A 16066-nucleotide genomic window follows, 5' to 3' on the forward strand; every position below is an offset into this window, starting at 1 on the left:
CCTCAAGAAGCGGCGTCAGAGCCTGTTGCTCAAGAAAGTTTTGAAGCGATTGACGAGCAAGCCTTGCCTGAATTCGATGAAGAAGATGCACTTGCTTCAATTAACGAATCAGCACTAGAAACAGATCAACAGCCGCTTTTAGAAGATGATGACGCAGACCAATTGCAGAGTGTTTCAAAACAGGAGTTCGATGAGAAAGCCTTAAAAGATTGGCTAGATGAGGAAAGTGTATCTTCTGCGCCATTCTCTTTTGATCGACCATTAGATGCTCGTACCATTGATAGTGCTGGTATGAATATTGATGCAATGTTAGAGGTAGGCGGTGAAGATTGGAACGGTTTTAATTTAACGCCAGATCAACAAGCTTCCATCCCAGATGACGTGCCTGAAGAAGAGCTTGCCGTTTGGAACGATGAGATCCAAACCGACGAGCCTCAAATTCTTGATGAAAACTGGGGAATTCAAGATGAACTCGATGATTTTGAAGCCCAAAAGAGCCAGTACATGACCATCGATGAGCTAATGGCTCAAGTTGAGGGTGAAGAGGGGATCAGCCCTGAAGATGAAGAACTCAAGTTAGATGTTGGTTTAAGTGAATTTCCGGATGTGATTGGTGACATTGGTGATATCGATGTAGACAATAACTCTGAGGCGGCGGGTAAGCTTGACCTCGCCAAAATTTACATCGAGATGAACGATGATAAAGGGGCGATAAAACTGTTAGAGGAAGCCATTGTTGATGGTAGTGATGATATTCGACGAGAAGCGAAATCCTTGATTGACAGCATTAATCGCCGAGCTTAAAAACAAACGAGGCCGTGAATATACGGCCTCGTTGTTATTGAATAGCCTTTTCTGACTTGCAGATGACCTGAACTTCACATTGAAAGTTGTCGGGGGTAGATGGCTTGTCGATTAGAATTTTTTTTTGATTGCGATTATACTGCCCGACCCATTTTCAAAGAGAATCAGATGATGAGAATCGCTTTAGGTATTGAGTACAATGGTTCTCAATACTATGGTTGGCAGCGACAACGTGACGTTAAAAGTGTCCAAGAAGAATTAGAAAAAGCACTCACAGTTGTGGCGAACCATCCGGTTGAAGTATTGTGTGCGGGGCGCACCGATGCAGGGGTTCACGGCACAGGGCAGGTGATACATTTTGATACTACGGCTTGCCGAAAAATGGTCGCTTGGACAATGGGTGTCAATGCTCATTTACCAAAAGATATCGCTGTTCGTTGGGCAACTGAGGTTTCAAGCGATTTTCACGCTCGCTTTTCGGCTACAGCACGCCGTTATCGCTACATCATTTATAATCATGCTTATCGCCCTGGCATATTATCTTCAGGTGTCAGTCATTATCATGGCGATTTAGACGTTGAGAAAATGCAGCAAGCAGGGCAGCTTTTATTGGGCGAAAATGATTTCACCTCTTTTCGCGCTGTGCATTGTCAATCGAATAGTCCTTGGCGAAACGTCATGCATTTGAATGTGACTCGGCATGGCAACTATGTCGTCATCGACATTAAAGCAAATGCTTTTGTCCATCATATGGTGCGAAATATTACCGGTAGCCTCATCGTTGTCGGCCGGGGTGAGCAGCCTCCCGAATGGATAAAATGGTTGCTTGAAGCCAAAGATAGAAAACTGGCGGGTGCAACAGCCAAAGCGGAAGGATTATATTTGGTTGCTGTTGATTATCCAGAAGAATTTTCTTTACCAAAAGAGTCGCTTGGGCCGCTATTTTTAGCTGATAATTTGAACTAATAACGCGTAAAGTGTCCAAAACAGAGTCGTGACGTGTGTGAAAATGACAGCCAGAAAATAGGTACAACCAGTTTTTTGTCTACACTAAGCATTTTATATGTTTTAATCCTCACGCATAAATCCCAAATTTGTATCTTTCGCAATCACGCGAGAGAGTTAAGAGTAAAGGTCTTCCATGAGTTGGCTTGAAAAGATTTTAGAAAAAAGCAATATCGTAACTTCGCGTAAAGCATCCATCCCTGAAGGGGTTTGGACTAAATGTACTTCTTGTGAGCAAGTGTTATATCACGCTGAGCTTGAGCGTAACTTGGAAGTGTGCCCTAAATGTGATCATCACATGCGCATGAAAGCACGTCGCCGCTTAGAGACTTTTCTTGATGAACAGAATCGTGTCGAGATTGGTGACGAGTTAGAGCCGCAGGATAAACTCAAGTTTAAAGACTCAAAACGTTATAAAGAACGCCTTTCAGCCGCTCAAAAAAGCAGTGGTGAGAAAGACGCTCTTGTGGTGATGCAAGGCGAACTATTGGGTATGCCTTTGGTTGCTTGTGCTTTTGAGTTTTCTTTCATGGGTGGTTCAATGGGGTCTGTAGTTGGTGCGCGTTTCGTACGAGCTGTTGATGCCGCTATAGAAAACAACTGTGGTTTGGTCTGCTTTTCTGCCAGTGGCGGCGCGCGTATGCAAGAAGCGTTAATGTCATTGATGCAGATGGCAAAAACCAGTGCGGCGCTTGAACGTTTATCAAGCAAAGGCTTACCTTATATCTCAGTGATGACGGACCCTACCATGGGTGGCGTATCGGCAAGTTTAGCGATGCTTGGTGACATCAATATTGGTGAACCTAAAGCACTGATTGGTTTTGCAGGTCGTCGAGTTATCGAACAAACGGTACGTGAAGATCTACCTGAAGGTTTCCAACGCAGCGAATTCCTAATTGAGCATGGTGCGATTGATATGATTGTCGATCGCCGTGAAATGCGTCAACGCGTAGGTGGATTGATCGCTAAATTGACCAATCACAGCTCACCATTGGTCGTTTCTGTTGACGATTCACCGACTGAACCTGATTACGCTGTACCAGAAGCGCACGAAAAAGGGTAAAGTAGGCACTAACACACTAACTGCTTAATGGTTATAAACGTTAGATGACTCAAAACCTTATCCCACAAGCCACATCCTCTCTTGCGATGTGGCTTGATTATTTAGCGAATATTCATACCTCCGCTATCGACCTTGGCTTGGATCGTGTTCAAGCTGTGGCTCAAAAAGCGAATCTTATTAAACCTGCACCTACCGTAATCACCGTGGCTGGAACGAATGGCAAAGGCTCGACCTGTGCATTGATGGAAGCCATTTTATTGGATGCAGGTTATCGCGTGGGCGTTTATAGCTCACCTCATCTTATCCGTTATAACGAACGCGTGCGTATTAATGCGCTTGAGCTCAGCGATGAACAGCATACGCAAGCCTTCGCTTTTGTTGAAGCGCAACGGGGTGACATCAGTTTAAGCCTATTTGAGTTCGGTACATTGGCGGCGCTGCGTTTATTTCAAACGCAAGCGGTGGATGTCATTTTATTGGAAGTTGGGCTAGGTGGCCGACTTGATGCGACCAATATCGTGGATCACGATGTTTCTGTGATCACCAGCTTGGCGATTGATCACGTGGATTGGCTCGGCGATGACATCAATGTTATTGGCTATGAGAAAGCGGGGATTTATCGCGCAGGTAAACCCGCCATTTGCGGCCAGCCTAAGCCACCACCAACGGTTGCAGCGCATGCCGATGATATTGGTGCGGAGATGTACCAAGTCGGTATTCAGTTTTCCTATGAACTGGCCTCTGAAACAACGTGGAATTGGCGAAGTGGTCCATTTGAGTTATCTGATTTACCGCTCCCTCGCTTGCCCTTGCCTAATGCGGCTACGGCATTAATGGCACTCGGCTGCTCCGGTTTGGTTGTGAGTGATGTCAATATCGTCAATGGGCTTAGCAACGCAACACTTGCTGGGCGGATGCAAAAAATCAGTGATAGCCCAGAAATCATTCTTGATGTTGCACATAATCCCCATTCGGCCGAATATTTGGTGGCGCAGCTCAAACAGCGTTACGCACACAAAAAGGTCCATGTGGTGATTGGCATGCTGCATGATAAAGATGTGAAGGCCACGCTTCATCAACTGAAATCAATCGCTAACGTTTGGTATCCTGCTTCATTAAGTGGCCCTAGAGCCGCGCAAGCGAATGAACTGTGTCAGTACCTTGAGCCTGGCGTTAAACCGTTTGCTAGCCCAGTCAGCGCTTTTGAAGCCGCGATGACACAAGCCGATAGCAATGATGTCATTATCGTGGTTGGGTCGTTTCATACTGTGGGTGAAGTATTAGAGCACTGGCAGAACAAAGGAGTATAAATGGCAAGTAAGTTTCAGAGCCGCTTGGTAGGAACAATTATATTGGTGGCGATAGGGGTGATCGTTTTGCCTGATGTATTGGATGGTAAAAAGACCCACTACAAAGAAGATATCGCCAGCATTCCAATTAAGCCTGAATTAGACAGCGAAGTTGAGAAGTTTGAAATTCTCGACCCCGTTGAAGATCAAGTCGCGTTGCCCGATTCGCCTGTTGAAGTGATCGCACAAACTAACCAGAGCGACGCAGCAACGCAGAGCAAGCCACTCGCTGTGAAAGTGAAAGAAACGGCGGAAAGAAATGATTACCAAGATAGCGCTTGGCTCATTCAGTTGATGGCATTAAAGAATGCCGAAAACGCAAAAACCGTGGTTAAAGATCTGCAAAAACGGGGTTATCAAGCTCATACTAAGCAAGAAAATGGCTTCACTCGGATCATTATTGGCCCAGATGTTTCCAAAACCAAGCTTGAGCGTCAACTCTTAGAACTGGAAAAAATTACCGGTGCAAAAGGTCAATTGCTCAAATTTAAACCACTAAACCCATAAGAAAACGTTTGCGTCGCGTTTTTTTCTGTTAAAATGCGCGCCAACTTAAGATGTAGAACTCATGAATTGGTTAGATATTGTCATTTTAAGTGTGATCGGCCTATCGGCATTGATCAGTTTAGTCCGTGGCTTTGCTAAAGAAGCGTTGTCATTAGTGATATGGTTCGGTGCATTTTTTATTGCCAGCCAATACTACGCAAAACTTGCGGTGTATTTTTCAAATATCAAAGATGACATGTTTCGTAATGGCGCGGCCATCGCAGCACTGTTTGTTGCAACACTCATTGTCGGAGCGATCATTAACTATGTGATTGCTCAATTGGTACAAAAAACGGGCCTATCAGGAACTGATCGGGTACTGGGCATTGTTTTTGGAGCATTGCGTGGTGTGCTGATTGTTTCAGCTGCCTTGTTTTTTATGGATGCGTTTACCGCATTTCCAAATTCAGAGTGGTGGAAGAGCTCGCAATTGGTACCGGAATTTAGCCGTATCATTGCGCCGTTCTTTGAGCACTTACAAGCAACATCAAGTTTTCTCTCTGGCGCGATTTAGCGCCAGTTACTGTCGCAAATCGAGGATCAGGACATGTGTGGTATTGTTGGAATCGTGGGTACAACGCTGGTAAACCAGTCAATTTATGACGCGTTAACGGTATTGCAGCATCGTGGCCAAGATGCCGCTGGTATTTGTACCATAGAAAGCAATCGTTTCCGTCTGCGTAAGGCGAACGGTTTAGTGAAAGATGTCTTTGAAGCAAAACACATGCAGCGTCTTCAAGGAACGGTGGGTATTGGACATGTGCGTTATCCTACTGCGGGTAGTTCGAGTGCCTCAGAAGCTCAACCTTTCTACGTTAACTCCCCGTTCGGTATCACGCTTGCTCATAACGGCAACCTCACCAATGCCAACGAAGTACGCCAGAAGTTGTTTGAAAAAGATCGTCGCCATATTAATACCACTTCAGATTCCGAAGTGCTGCTTAACGTCTTGGCGCATGAAATTGATACAGTCAGAGGCAATGTAACCGCAGAAGATGTGTTTCGTGCTGTCGCCAATGTACATCGCACCATTCGCGGTGCTTATGCTGTTGTCGCGATGATCATTGGGCATGGGATGATCGCGTTTCGTGACCCGCATGGTATTCGTCCTATCTGCTTAGGTAAACGTGAAGTCGATGGCCGTACCGAATACATGGCCGCTTCTGAATCGGTGGCGCTAGATGCTGTCGGCTTTGATTTTGTGCGTGATCTTGCCCCCGGAGAAGCGGTGTATGCGACCTTTGATGGCCAGCTATTTACTAAACAATGTGCCGATAATCCAACACTTAACCCATGCATTTTTGAATTTGTCTACTTCGCCCGCCCAGATTCGTTTATCGACAAAATTTCAGTTTACAGCGCGCGCGTAGAAATGGGTAAAAAGCTGGGTGAGCGCATCAAGAACGAATTTGCTGACTTAGATATTGATGTCGTGATCCCCATTCCTGAGACTTCGTGCGATATCGCATTGCAAATTGCACAAGCGATTGATATTCCATATCGCCAAGGTTTTGTCAAAAACCGCTACGTTGGCCGCACATTTATTATGCCGGGTCAGCAACAGCGTAAAAAGTCGGTGCGCCGTAAACTCAATGCGATTCGTTCTGAATTTAAGGGCAAAAACGTGTTGCTAGTGGATGACTCGATAGTGCGTGGAACTACGTCAGAGCAAATTATTGAGATGGCTCGTGATTCTGGTGCAAACAAGGTGTACATGGTGTCAGCCGCGCCTGAGATCCGTTTCCCTAACGTCTATGGCATTGATATGCCAAGTGCTAACGAGTTGATTGCTCATGGTCGAGATGCCGATGAAATTGCGCAGCGAATTGGTGCCGATGCTCTGATTTTCCAAAATCTGGAAGATTTAGTGGATGCCGTCGGTATGGGTAACCGCGATATTGCAAAATTTGAAGCGTCGGTATTTAACGGCGAATATGTCACGGGCGATATTGATCAGCAGTATCTTGATTTTCTTGAATCGATGCGCAGCGACGATGCAAAAACGGTTCGAGAAATCCAGCAAGATCTCGCCAACCTGGAGATTCATAACGAAGGCGCGTAATCGAGCGCATCTCTCCAAATAGGCTGCAAAGAAAAAGGCTTCCATCTAGGAAGCCTTTTTTGTGCTCGTTAACAGGGTTTGACTAAAGGATCATTGCCGCAATCCAGCCAAACACAATCAGTGGAATATTGTAATGGATGAAGGTTGGAACCACCGTTTCCCAAATATGTTCGTGTTGGCCATCCGCATTTAGGCCTGACGTTGGCCCCAAGGTGGAATCTGACGCTGGAGAGCCAGCATCGCCTAACGCAGCAGCGGTACCCACTAGCGCAATGGTCGCCATAGGCGAAAAGCCAAAGGCGAGGGCAAGGGGCACGTAAATGGTTGCGATGATTGGAATCGTTGAGAAGGATGAACCAATGCCCATAGTGACCAACAAACCGACGATCAGCATTAATAAAGCCGATAACGCTTTGTTGTCGCCAATGCTTACTGATAAGGCCTCGACGAGCGACTCAACGCCACCAGTGGCTTTCATTACGGCGGCAAATCCGGCCGCTGAAATCATAATAAAGCCAATCATGGCCATCATATGTACACCTTTGGTGAACACATCGTGCGTCTCTTTCCACGCAATCACACCACCAAAAGTGAAGACCATAAAACCAGCCAGTGCGCCGATGATCATTGAACCTGTGGACAGTTGCACGGCAAGTGCCGTGATAATACCGAGTGCGGCAATCAAAATATGCTTTTTGTTGATCGCTTTTGGTTCGGTATTAATGACAGTATGTTCCGTCTCTTGATACTGGCGAGGTTTACGATAGGTAAAGAAAATGGCGATCAGTAAGCCAAAAATCATCCCAGCGGCGGGTAGCAGCATGGCAATCGGCACTTGGCTTGCCGTTACGTTTTCAAGGCCATTATCGCGTAAATTCTTGAGTAAGATGTTATTGAGGAAAATCCCACCAAAGCCGACAGGCAAGACCATATAGGGCGTGATAAGGCCAAAAGTGAGCACGCAAGCAATCAGGCGACGGTCAAGCTTCAGCTTGGCAAAGACGCCCAATAGCGGTGGAATTAAAATCGGAATAAAGGCGATATGGACAGGAATGATATTTTGCGATGACATGGTAACTAGAACCAGCGCGACCAGAACTGCATACTTCAAACCTGTGGTGGCTGCACCATGCTCTTTGCCATGGATACGCTTAATCACGTTTTGCGCCAGTAAGTCAGTAATACCAGATTTAGAAATCGCGACGGCAAAGGTGCCTAGCATCGCATAACTTAGTGCGATGGTTGCACCGCCGCCTAAGCCACTTTCAAATGCAGAAACAGCGTCATTTAAACTCATCCCTGCAACTAAACCACCGACGATCGCACTAAATGTCAGTGCGACGACGACATTGACCCGCATCAGCGCAAGAAGCAGCATGATGCATACAGAAATTACTACAGGATTCATATATTTCTCGGTTAGTTGTGTTTACTTGTTATTGTTTTCTGAAGGTTCAACAAGTGGCCATCCGCCAAGGGCCTTCCATTTGTTGACGATACCGCAAAAAAGTTCGGCTGTTTTTTGCGTATCGTATAGCGCTGAATGCGCTTCTCTATTGTCAAATTCCATCCCTGCGGATTTGCACGCTTTGGCCAAAACGGTTTGCCCATAGGCTAAACCACTTAGCGCGGCGGTATCAAAAGTCGCAAAAGGGTGGAAAGGGACTCGTTTTAGCTTGCAGCGTTCACTGGCTGCCATCACGAAATTTAAGTCAAAGGTAGCATTGTGCGCCACCATGATCGCGCGGCTACAGTCATTGTCGCGTTGCTCTTTTCGGACTAGCTTATAAATTTCTCTGAGTGCTTCGGCTTCGCTGACAGCACCGCGTAATGGGCTAAATGGGTCACGAATGCCATTAAACTCAAGCGCCTCTTTTTCAAGGTTGGCACCTTCAAAAGGCTCAACATGAAAGTGAATCGTCGATGCTGGGTGCAGATCACCTTGTTCATCCATACGCAACGTAATCGCGCAGATTTCTAATAGTGCATCGGTCTTTGCATTGAAACCGGCTGTTTCGACGTCGATGACGACGGGAAAATAACCGCGGAAACGCTTTCTCAGTGTCAATGCTTCATTTACTTCAGTCATGCTAGCTCTTGGTTGTGTGACAGGGCTGGCATTATTACAGATTCTTTCTACGATAAAAACCAAACACGTTAATAAATGCAGGTTTCACTATGCGTTGGATAGTGCGGTGATGTGGCTAGATTTTTGCATTAACTTAGTCAATAGAAAGCGAAGCGGCAATTTTCCGCCATCGTTGTAGTATCGCTCGGAGAATAAAATCGTTATGAATAAATGGGTTACTGCCACTATTGTGATGACCAGCATACTGACATCCTTTGCCCCTATGGCGATGGATAAGCGTTATGTGGCAACACCACAGCAGTCTACGTGGCAGATGGTGACGAATACCCCTTTAGAGTGCCGTTTGGTCCATCCTATCCCCAACTACGGTGACGCTGAATTCTCTTCACGTGCGAATAAGAAGATTAACCTCGATTTCGAACTCAAAATGCGTCGTCCAATGGGTGAAACTCGCAACGTAAGTTTAGTGTCATTACCACCGAGTTGGCGTCCGGGTGAGAGTGCAGACCGTATTACCAATTTGCAATTCTTCAAACAGTTCGATGGTTACATCGGTGGTCAAACCGCTTGGAGCCTACTCAGTGAATTGGAAAAAGGACGCTATCCAACCTTTAGCTACCAAGATTGGCAAAGCCGAGATCAGCGCATTGAAGTCGCTCTCTCGTCGGTTCTTTTTCAAGAGAAGTACAACGTGTTTAGCGATTGTGTGAGCAATTTGCTGACGTACAGTTTTGAAGATATCTCATTTACGATTCTGCATTACGACCGCGATAATGTACAACTCAATAAAGCTTCGCAAAAACGGCTTGCGCAAATTGCTGACTATATTCGCTATAACCAAGATATTGATTTGGTGTTGGTTTCTACCTATACCGACTCTGTTGATAGTCGAGGAGTGAGCCAGGATCTTTCTGAGCGTAGGGCTGAGGTATTAAGAGATTACTTTAAATCACTGGGGTTACCTGAGGATCGTATCCAAGTGCAAGGCTATGGTAAACGCAGGCCGATTGCCGACAATGCATCACCCATCGGCAAAGATAAAAACCGTCGCGTGGTTATTTCACTGGGTCGAACAATTATCTAATAACGTTAGAGTAAAAAAGCAGCCCATTTCAAAGGCTGCTTTTTGTGATGTTATCCGGGAAACCTTACGCATCTAGTTTATATAACTAGCCGATGCCGCAAAGAGGCTTATCCTTCTAAACCTGCTGATGCTTGTTTGTTTTGGATAAGTTCAATCATGTAACCATCAGGATCTTTCACAAAAGCGATATGCGTGGTGCCACCTTTTACTGGGCCAGCTTCACGGGTCACATTACCTCCAGCCGCTTTAATCGCGTCACAGGTGGTATACACATCTTCAACACCAATGGCGATGTGGCCAAAAGCATTGCCTAGGTCATAGCTTGTGGTGCCCCAGTTATAGGTCAGTTCGATCACCGCACCCTGAGATTCATCGCCATAACCCAGAAATGCCAATGTGTATTTGTATTCTGTATTTTCATTAGTACGAAGCAGTTGCATACCCATGACCTTGGTGTAAAACGCGATCGATTTTTCTAAATCGCCTACGCGTAGCATGGTGTGCAAAATACGACTATTTGACATGTTGAGCTCCTAACTTTCTGATGAAATATCTATCTCCACCCGACCACTGTGGCGATGATGTTGGCTTACGTTCACCCACTCCAATCACAGAGTTTATCTATGTTCAAAGGAATTCGTTTACTTACTGCCTACTTGCAGAGTTGAGTCTTTTGGGGATCTGGTTAAATTTTATAGATCAGTTTTATCAGAGAATTCGCAAAGATCTTCAATGATACAACTGCCACAACGCGGCTTTCTTGCGACACAGGTGTAGCGACCATGTAAGATCAACCAGTGATGAACATCAACTTTGAATTCTTTAGGGACGACTTTGAGCAGCTTTTGTTCCACTTCATCAACGTTTTTACCCACCGCAAACTTGGTTCGATTTGAAACACGGAAAATATGCGTGTCAACGGCGATGGTTGGCCACCCGAAAGCGGTGTTCAATACCACATTGGCCGTTTTTCTGCCAACGCCGGGCAGCGATTCTAATGCTTCACGGCTCTCAGGCACTTCTCCTGCGTATTGATCCAATAAGATACGGCAAGTTTTTATGACGTTTTCTGCTTTGGAATTGAATAAACCAATGGTTTTGATGTATTGCTTTAGCCCATCAACGCCAAGCTCAAAGATGGCTTGTGGCGTATTAGCAATAGGGTAAAGTTTGTCAGTGGCCTTATTAACGCTGACGTCAGTCGCTTGAGCAGAAAGCAGTACTGAGATCAGTAACTCAAACGGTGTGCTCCATTTAAGCTCGGTTTCTGGCTTCGGGTTATTGGCTCGTAAGCGCTCGAGGATCTCGACTCGTTTGACATTATTCATCGTTTGGAAAACTTCCTTATGATTTCGCTAAGCGTTGGTGACGCGTGCTCGTTCTATGACGGGCTTTTGTTCTTTAGGTTGGCGAGCAGCTAGATTTTTATCGATGATATTTTTAGCTGCAATCAAAAAGCCAACACCAATAAACGCTCCAGGCGGCAAGAGCGCAAGCAAGAAGCTGTTGTCAAAATGGAAGACCTCAATGCGTAAAATGGTTGCCCAATGACCCAGTAATAAATCAGCACCATCAAACAGTGTGCCATTGCCAATTACTTCACGCAGTGCGCCCAAAATGACCAGAATAGTGGTCATTCCCATGCCCATCCAAAACCCATCTTGTGCTGAAGGCAACACTGCATTTTTTGAGGCAAATGCTTCGGCGCGACCGATGATGATACAGTTGGTCACAATCAGAGGAATGAAGATCCCTAGCGATAGGTACAGGCCGTAAGCGTAGGCATTCATTAACAGTTGTACGCAAGTTACTAGTGCGGCGATGATCATCACAAATACAGGGATACGGACTTCTTTGGGGACATAATCTCGTACTAATGAGATGGTGACATTTGAACAGACGAGAACCAGCAATGTTGCAACGCCTAAACCTAGCGCATTAGTGACAGTGGAAGAAACCGCTAGTAAAGGGCACAGTCCAAGTTGTTGAACGAGCGCAGGGTTGTTGCTCCACATCCCGTTTTTAATCAGTGTCTTATGATCACTCATTGCTGGCTCCTTTACAGTCAAAAGGTTGTGCTAATAGTGCTTCTCGATGTTGATTCACAAACTGAGCGGTATTTTTCACCGCTTTGACGACGGCTCGCGGCGTAATCGTCGCTCCAGTAAACTGATCAAATTGTCCCCCATCTTTGCGCACTTTCCAAGTCTCGATATTTTGCTCAGTGACTTGCTTGCCAGTAAAGCTCAATATCCAATCAGTGACGCGTAAATCTATTTTGTCACCTAACCCCGGTGTTTCTTGATGAGACAGAACGCGAGTCCCTGTGATGGTGCCATCGTGCTTGATGCCAATAATTACCTTGATCGCGCCGTTATAGCCATCAGGTGCGATGGCTTCAATAGCCAGTCCACTCGGTTCACCGTTTTGTGTGGCAATGTAAGCGTGCATAGGTTGGTCTGTACCAAGTGCAGGATCAGTCACCAGTGTACAGGATTTGTACAGTTCGTTGTCGTGCAAACTGTGCGGGATCACTTGGTTTAAAATCGATTGCAGTTGAATCTGCTCTTGCTTGGTTATTTGATCTTTTGTTAGGTATTGGGTTAACGCTACAACACCTGTTGAAGCACAGGCAAAGATAGCGAGAATCAAACCGTTATTGCGAATGGCGGTTAACATAGCGCTCCTTAGTGCCCGTAGGTTCGAGGTTTAGTGTAGTAATCAATCAGTGGGACACACATGTTGGCAAGTAACACAGCGAAGGCTACCCCGTCAGGGAAGCCTCCCCAACTGCGGATAATGAAAATCATCATGCCAATAAATGCGCCGTAAATTAAGCGACCTTTGACGGTTGTGGAAGCGGTGACTGGATCGGTTGCGATGAAAAAAGCGCCGAGCATAGTCGCGCCCGAGAGCAAATGAAACAAGGGTGAGGCGGTTGCTCCCGGTTCAATAAGCGCAGTGAAAGCACTTGCCGTTACTAAACCACACAGCACCGCAATCGGGATATGCCAGTTGATCACACGTAGTTTGATCAATAATAAGCCGCCAGCTAAATAGGCAAGGTTAACCCATTCCCAGCCAAGCCCAGCTAACCCACTAAATTGAGGCTGGCTCATCGCTTCATGCAGAGTCTCACCGTTATGTAATCCGGTTTTTACAGCGTCCAATGGGGTGGCCATGGTGACACCATCGATACCCGTTCGGATTTGTTGTAGTGATAAACCTTCTACGTTGAAGCCACTGAAAATAAGTGAAAATGCATCACTAAACGAGATTGGATCCGGGGCTAATTCCGTTGGAGCAATCCAACTGGTCATCTGCACAGGGAAAGAGATAAGCAAAACCACATAAGCAATCATGGCGGGGTTGAATGGGTTTTGTCCTAGTCCGCCGTATAAGTGTTTTGCAATAATGATGGCAAAAATAAGGCCAATAAAGATAACCCACCAAGGGGACATCGGAGGAATGGCAATGGCCAGAAGCCAAGCCGTGACCACGGCGCTGTAATCTTTGATTGCCAACAGTGGTGAGCGCTTACGCAGTAGCATAACGGCAGATTCAAAAGCCAAAGCGATGATGATAGCGAGCATCAGTTGAATGAGAGTACCCCAACCAAAGAAGTAGCTTTGCGCGATAAGCCCCGGTAAGGCGCACAAGGCGACCCACTTCATCAGTTCTGATGTGCTGCGTTTGCTGTGTGCATGGGGGGAGCTGGCAATAAAAAAGGCCACTAATTATTCTCCTCAGAATTATGATTGTTTTTCGCTTGTGCCGTTTGCTGCTCGGCTTTGCGTGCTTTCGCGCGGGCAATGGCGGCAGCGACTGCCGCTTTTTTGGCATCCTCAGGTTGAGTAGGTGCAGGTTCAAGCGTTGGCTGAGGCTCACTCGGAGCCGTTTGCTGCTCTGCCTTGCGTGCTTTCGTGCGGGCAATGGCAGCAGCGACTGCCGCTTTTTTTGCATCCTCAGGTTGAGCAGGTGCAGGTTCAAGTGTTGGCTGAGGCTCACTCGGAGCCGTTTGCTGCTCTGCCTTGCGTGCTTTCGCACGGGCAATGGCGGCAGCGACTGCCGCTTTTTTTGCATCCTCAGGTTGAGCAGGTGCAGGTTCAAGTGTTGGCTGAGGTTCACTCGGCACCGTTTGCTGCTCTGCCTTGCGTGCTTTGGCGCGAGCAATGGCGGCAGCGACTGCCGCTTTTTTGGCATCCTCAGGTTGAGCAGGTGCAGGTTCAAGCGTTGGCTGAGGTTCACTCGGCGCCGTTTGCTGCTCGGCCTTGCGTGCTTTCGCGCGGGCAATGGCAGCCGCGACTGCCGCTTTTTTATCATCACCAGTTTCTGCTGGTGGCGCATCAGCACTGGTTTGCTGCGCTTTTTTCTCGCGAGCTTGACGTTTGCGTTCTTCGCGCAATTTAACCATTTCAGTGTTATCTGGCTCGACTTGACCTGCTTGCAGTGCTTCGGCTTGCTTGGCTTTAGCGCGAGCAATAGCCGCAGCAACGGCGGGTTTTACGGTGCTTGGGTTGTTTTCTGTTTGTGCTTTTTGCGCTTGAACGCGAGCAATGGCCGCTGCAATCGCATCGTCGCCGCCTGTGTGTTTCATCTCTTGACGACGTTCATCGGCTGCTTTTTTGAAACGATTCTCGCGATCGGCTTTATCGCGTTCTAAACGTGCTTTTTTCTCTTCGAAACGTACTCTGGCACGTTCAGCGGCTTCTGATTCTTGCTGGCGAGTTTTTATCTCAGCCTTGGCTTGACGATAGTATTGCACCAATGGAATTTCACTGGGGCAAACATAAGCACAAGCCCCGCACTCAATGCAATCTTTGAGGTTCAGTTCTTCACACTTATCATATTCTTCCGCTTTCGCGTGCCAGAACAGTTGCTGAGGTAATAAGGAGGCCGGGCAGGCTTCCGCGCACTGACCACAGCGAATGCAGGCCATTTCATGTTGTGAAGAGGCTATCTCTTTACGAGTGGGTGCCAGAATGCAGTTGGTGGTTTTGGTGATCGGAACTTGCGAATGAGGCAGGGTGAACCCCATCATCGGACCGCCCATGATAAGACGCGGTAATTTTTTATCTGCCTTATAGCCAAATTGTTCGAGTAAATATTGTACGGGTGTGCCTAATAAAACCCAGACATTCCGGGGCTGTTTAAACGTATTGCCCGTTAAGGTGACTACGCGGTTAATCAGGGGTTCGCCATCCATGACGGCGCGTTTAATCGCGTAGATAGAGCCAACATTTTGTACCATCAAGCCAATATCGGCTGGAATTTTACCCGCAGGCACTTCTTGGTTGGTCAGCAATTTAATTAACTGCTTTTCACCACCTGAAGGGTATTTGGTTGGGATCACGCGGATCACGATGTCTTTATGTGTTGCGGCGGCTTCTAACGCTTGAATTGCTTCAGGTTTGTTATCTTCAATACCGATGATGGTTAATTTGGGCTTAAGAATGTGCTCTACAATACAGATCCCATCGATGATCTCTGCGGCATGGTGCTGCATGAGTACATCATCGGCCGTGATGTAAGGTTCACATTCGGCGGCGTTGATGATCAAAATATCAGTGCGAGCGAGGCCTGATTGCATTTTTTTTGCAGTAGGAAAACCGGCGCCGCCCAACCCAGAGATGCCAGCTTGACGAATGATTTCAATCAATTGCTCTGGGGAGTGTTGTCGATAATCAGCCAGTGGTGCGCGCACTGCCCACTCATCTTGTTGATCAGGCGTGATGACAATACACATTTCACTTAACCCAGAAGGGTGCGCCGTGGTACGCGGTTCAATGGCGGTAATGGTGCCAGAGGTTGAAGCGTGTACAGGCAACATGAAGGTTGAGGTGTATTGTGTTAGTGGTTGGCCTTTGAGTACTTTATCGCCAACGCTGACCAATAAATCACCGGCTCGGCCAATATGCTGTTTGAGTGGCAATACAATTTCTTGCGGTATACCGGCATGAGTCAGTGCCGTTTGATTTGATTGCTGTTTATTTTCTGGCGGGTGAATGCCTCCTGGGAAGTTCCAGAGAGTGCCAGCTTTGATTTGTTCTATTAATGACAACAT

Annotated in this window: 16 protein-coding genes; 8 read left to right on the plus strand and 8 right to left on the minus strand. The window is 46.7% G+C overall.

What is annotated here, in order from left to right:
* From AACQ17_RS07695 to purF, 7 genes are all read left to right on the plus strand, one after another.
* On the plus strand, positions 1-804 hold an 804-nt coding region (locus tag AACQ17_RS07695), incomplete at its 5' end, for a FimV/HubP family polar landmark protein (protein WP_276206502.1).
* Between the two features lie 171 nt (positions 805-975).
* Positions 976-1770, plus strand: coding sequence for a tRNA pseudouridine(38-40) synthase TruA (truA, locus tag AACQ17_RS07700; protein WP_026027499.1), 795 nt, complete (start codon positions 976-978; stop codon positions 1768-1770).
* A gap of 175 nt (positions 1771-1945) precedes the next feature.
* Complete coding sequence (gene accD / locus AACQ17_RS07705; RefSeq protein ID WP_017043471.1) at positions 1946-2872, plus strand: acetyl-CoA carboxylase, carboxyltransferase subunit beta; 927 nt, start codon at positions 1946-1948, stop codon at positions 2870-2872.
* Positions 2873-2916: 44 nt separating this feature from the next.
* The gene (folC, locus tag AACQ17_RS07710; protein ID WP_094147114.1) at positions 2917-4182 is read left to right on the plus strand and encodes a bifunctional tetrahydrofolate synthase/dihydrofolate synthase; all 1266 of its coding nucleotides are present in this window, start codon (positions 2917-2919) and stop codon (positions 4180-4182) included.
* Positions 4183-4728: an SPOR domain-containing protein gene (locus AACQ17_RS07715; RefSeq protein ID WP_094147113.1), complete on the plus strand. Its 546-nt coding sequence runs from the start codon at positions 4183-4185 to the stop codon at positions 4726-4728.
* 61 nt (positions 4729-4789) lie between these two features.
* A complete protein-coding gene (locus AACQ17_RS07720; protein WP_013857290.1) occupies positions 4790-5281 on the plus strand; it encodes a CvpA family protein in 492 nt (163 codons plus the stop codon).
* 33 nt (positions 5282-5314) lie between these two features.
* A complete protein-coding gene (gene purF / locus AACQ17_RS07725) occupies positions 5315-6829 on the plus strand; it encodes an amidophosphoribosyltransferase (RefSeq protein WP_013857289.1) in 1515 nt (504 codons plus the stop codon).
* Positions 6830-6911: 82 nt separating this feature from the next.
* On the opposite strand, the gene AACQ17_RS07730 is transcribed toward purF, so the two are convergent.
* Both AACQ17_RS07730 and rnt read right to left on the minus strand, forming a co-directional pair.
* Entirely contained in the window at positions 6912-8237 is a 1326-nt protein-coding gene (locus AACQ17_RS07730; protein ID WP_094147112.1) for a Na+/H+ antiporter family protein, read from the minus strand.
* A 21-nt stretch (positions 8238-8258) separates the two neighbouring features.
* A complete protein-coding gene (gene rnt / locus AACQ17_RS07735; protein ID WP_094147111.1) occupies positions 8259-8918 on the minus strand; it encodes a ribonuclease T in 660 nt (219 codons plus the stop codon).
* Between the two features lie 202 nt (positions 8919-9120).
* Here rnt and motY point away from each other — a divergent pair, with 202 nt between their 5' ends.
* Entirely contained in the window at positions 9121-10002 is an 882-nt protein-coding gene (gene motY / locus AACQ17_RS07740) for a flagellar protein MotY (RefSeq protein ID WP_013857286.1), read from the plus strand.
* A gap of 107 nt (positions 10003-10109) precedes the next feature.
* On the opposite strand, the gene gloA is transcribed toward motY, so the two are convergent.
* From gloA to rsxC, 6 genes are all read right to left on the minus strand, one after another.
* Positions 10110-10526 (minus strand): lactoylglutathione lyase, encoded by a 417-nt coding sequence (gene gloA / locus AACQ17_RS07745; RefSeq protein WP_013857285.1) that lies wholly within the window; start codon positions 10524-10526, stop codon positions 10110-10112.
* Between the two features lie 168 nt (positions 10527-10694).
* The gene (nth, locus tag AACQ17_RS07750; protein ID WP_010318469.1) at positions 10695-11330 is read right to left on the minus strand and encodes an endonuclease III; all 636 of its coding nucleotides are present in this window, start codon (positions 11328-11330) and stop codon (positions 10695-10697) included.
* A 27-nt stretch (positions 11331-11357) separates the two neighbouring features.
* Positions 11358-12050: an electron transport complex subunit E gene (locus AACQ17_RS07755; protein ID WP_010318468.1), complete on the minus strand. Its 693-nt coding sequence runs from the start codon at positions 12048-12050 to the stop codon at positions 11358-11360.
* The gene (gene rsxG / locus AACQ17_RS07760; RefSeq protein WP_013857283.1) at positions 12043-12681 is read right to left on the minus strand and encodes an electron transport complex subunit RsxG; all 639 of its coding nucleotides are present in this window, start codon (positions 12679-12681) and stop codon (positions 12043-12045) included. Before rsxG ends, AACQ17_RS07755 begins: the two co-directional genes overlap by 8 nt.
* Before the next feature lie 8 nt (positions 12682-12689).
* Entirely contained in the window at positions 12690-13736 is a 1047-nt protein-coding gene (gene rsxD, locus AACQ17_RS07765; protein WP_094147110.1) for an electron transport complex subunit RsxD, read from the minus strand.
* A complete protein-coding gene (rsxC, locus tag AACQ17_RS07770; RefSeq protein WP_094147109.1) occupies positions 13736-16066 on the minus strand; it encodes an electron transport complex subunit RsxC in 2331 nt (776 codons plus the stop codon). The genes rsxD and rsxC overlap by 1 nt, the downstream gene beginning before the upstream one ends.

The organism is Vibrio sp. V10_P2A27P122 (assembly GCF_963874335.1).
Taxonomy (GTDB): domain Bacteria; phylum Pseudomonadota; class Gammaproteobacteria; order Enterobacterales; family Vibrionaceae; genus Vibrio; species Vibrio anguillarum.

Coding starts and splice junctions, on each gene's coding strand:
- AACQ17_RS07730 (WP_094147112.1), bottom strand. CDS start 8,237: ATGAATCCTGTAGTAATTTCTGTATGCATCATGCTGCTTCTTGCGCTG.
- nth (WP_010318469.1), bottom strand. CDS start 11,330: ATGAATAATGTCAAACGAGTCGAGATCCTCGAGCGCTTACGAGCCAAT.
- AACQ17_RS07720 (WP_013857290.1), top strand. CDS start 4,790: ATGAATTGGTTAGATATTGTCATTTTAAGTGTGATCGGCCTATCGGCA.
- AACQ17_RS07715 (WP_094147113.1), top strand. CDS start 4,183: ATGGCAAGTAAGTTTCAGAGCCGCTTGGTAGGAACAATTATATTGGTG.
- motY (WP_013857286.1), top strand. CDS start 9,121: ATGAATAAATGGGTTACTGCCACTATTGTGATGACCAGCATACTGACA.
- rsxG (WP_013857283.1), bottom strand. CDS start 12,681: ATGTTAACCGCCATTCGCAATAACGGTTTGATTCTCGCTATCTTTGCC.
- AACQ17_RS07755 (WP_010318468.1), bottom strand. CDS start 12,050: ATGAGTGATCATAAGACACTGATTAAAAACGGGATGTGGAGCAACAAC.
- rnt (WP_094147111.1), bottom strand. CDS start 8,918: ATGACTGAAGTAAATGAAGCATTGACACTGAGAAAGCGTTTCCGCGGT.
- rsxC (WP_094147109.1), bottom strand. CDS start 16,066: ATGTTGTCATTAATAGAACAAATCAAAGCTGGCACTCTCTGGAACTTC.
- purF (WP_013857289.1), top strand. CDS start 5,315: ATGTGTGGTATTGTTGGAATCGTGGGTACAACGCTGGTAAACCAGTCA.
- gloA (WP_013857285.1), bottom strand. CDS start 10,526: ATGTCAAATAGTCGTATTTTGCACACCATGCTACGCGTAGGCGATTTA.
- accD (WP_017043471.1), top strand. CDS start 1,946: ATGAGTTGGCTTGAAAAGATTTTAGAAAAAAGCAATATCGTAACTTCG.
- truA (WP_026027499.1), top strand. CDS start 976: ATGAGAATCGCTTTAGGTATTGAGTACAATGGTTCTCAATACTATGGT.
- folC (WP_094147114.1), top strand. CDS start 2,917: ATGACTCAAAACCTTATCCCACAAGCCACATCCTCTCTTGCGATGTGG.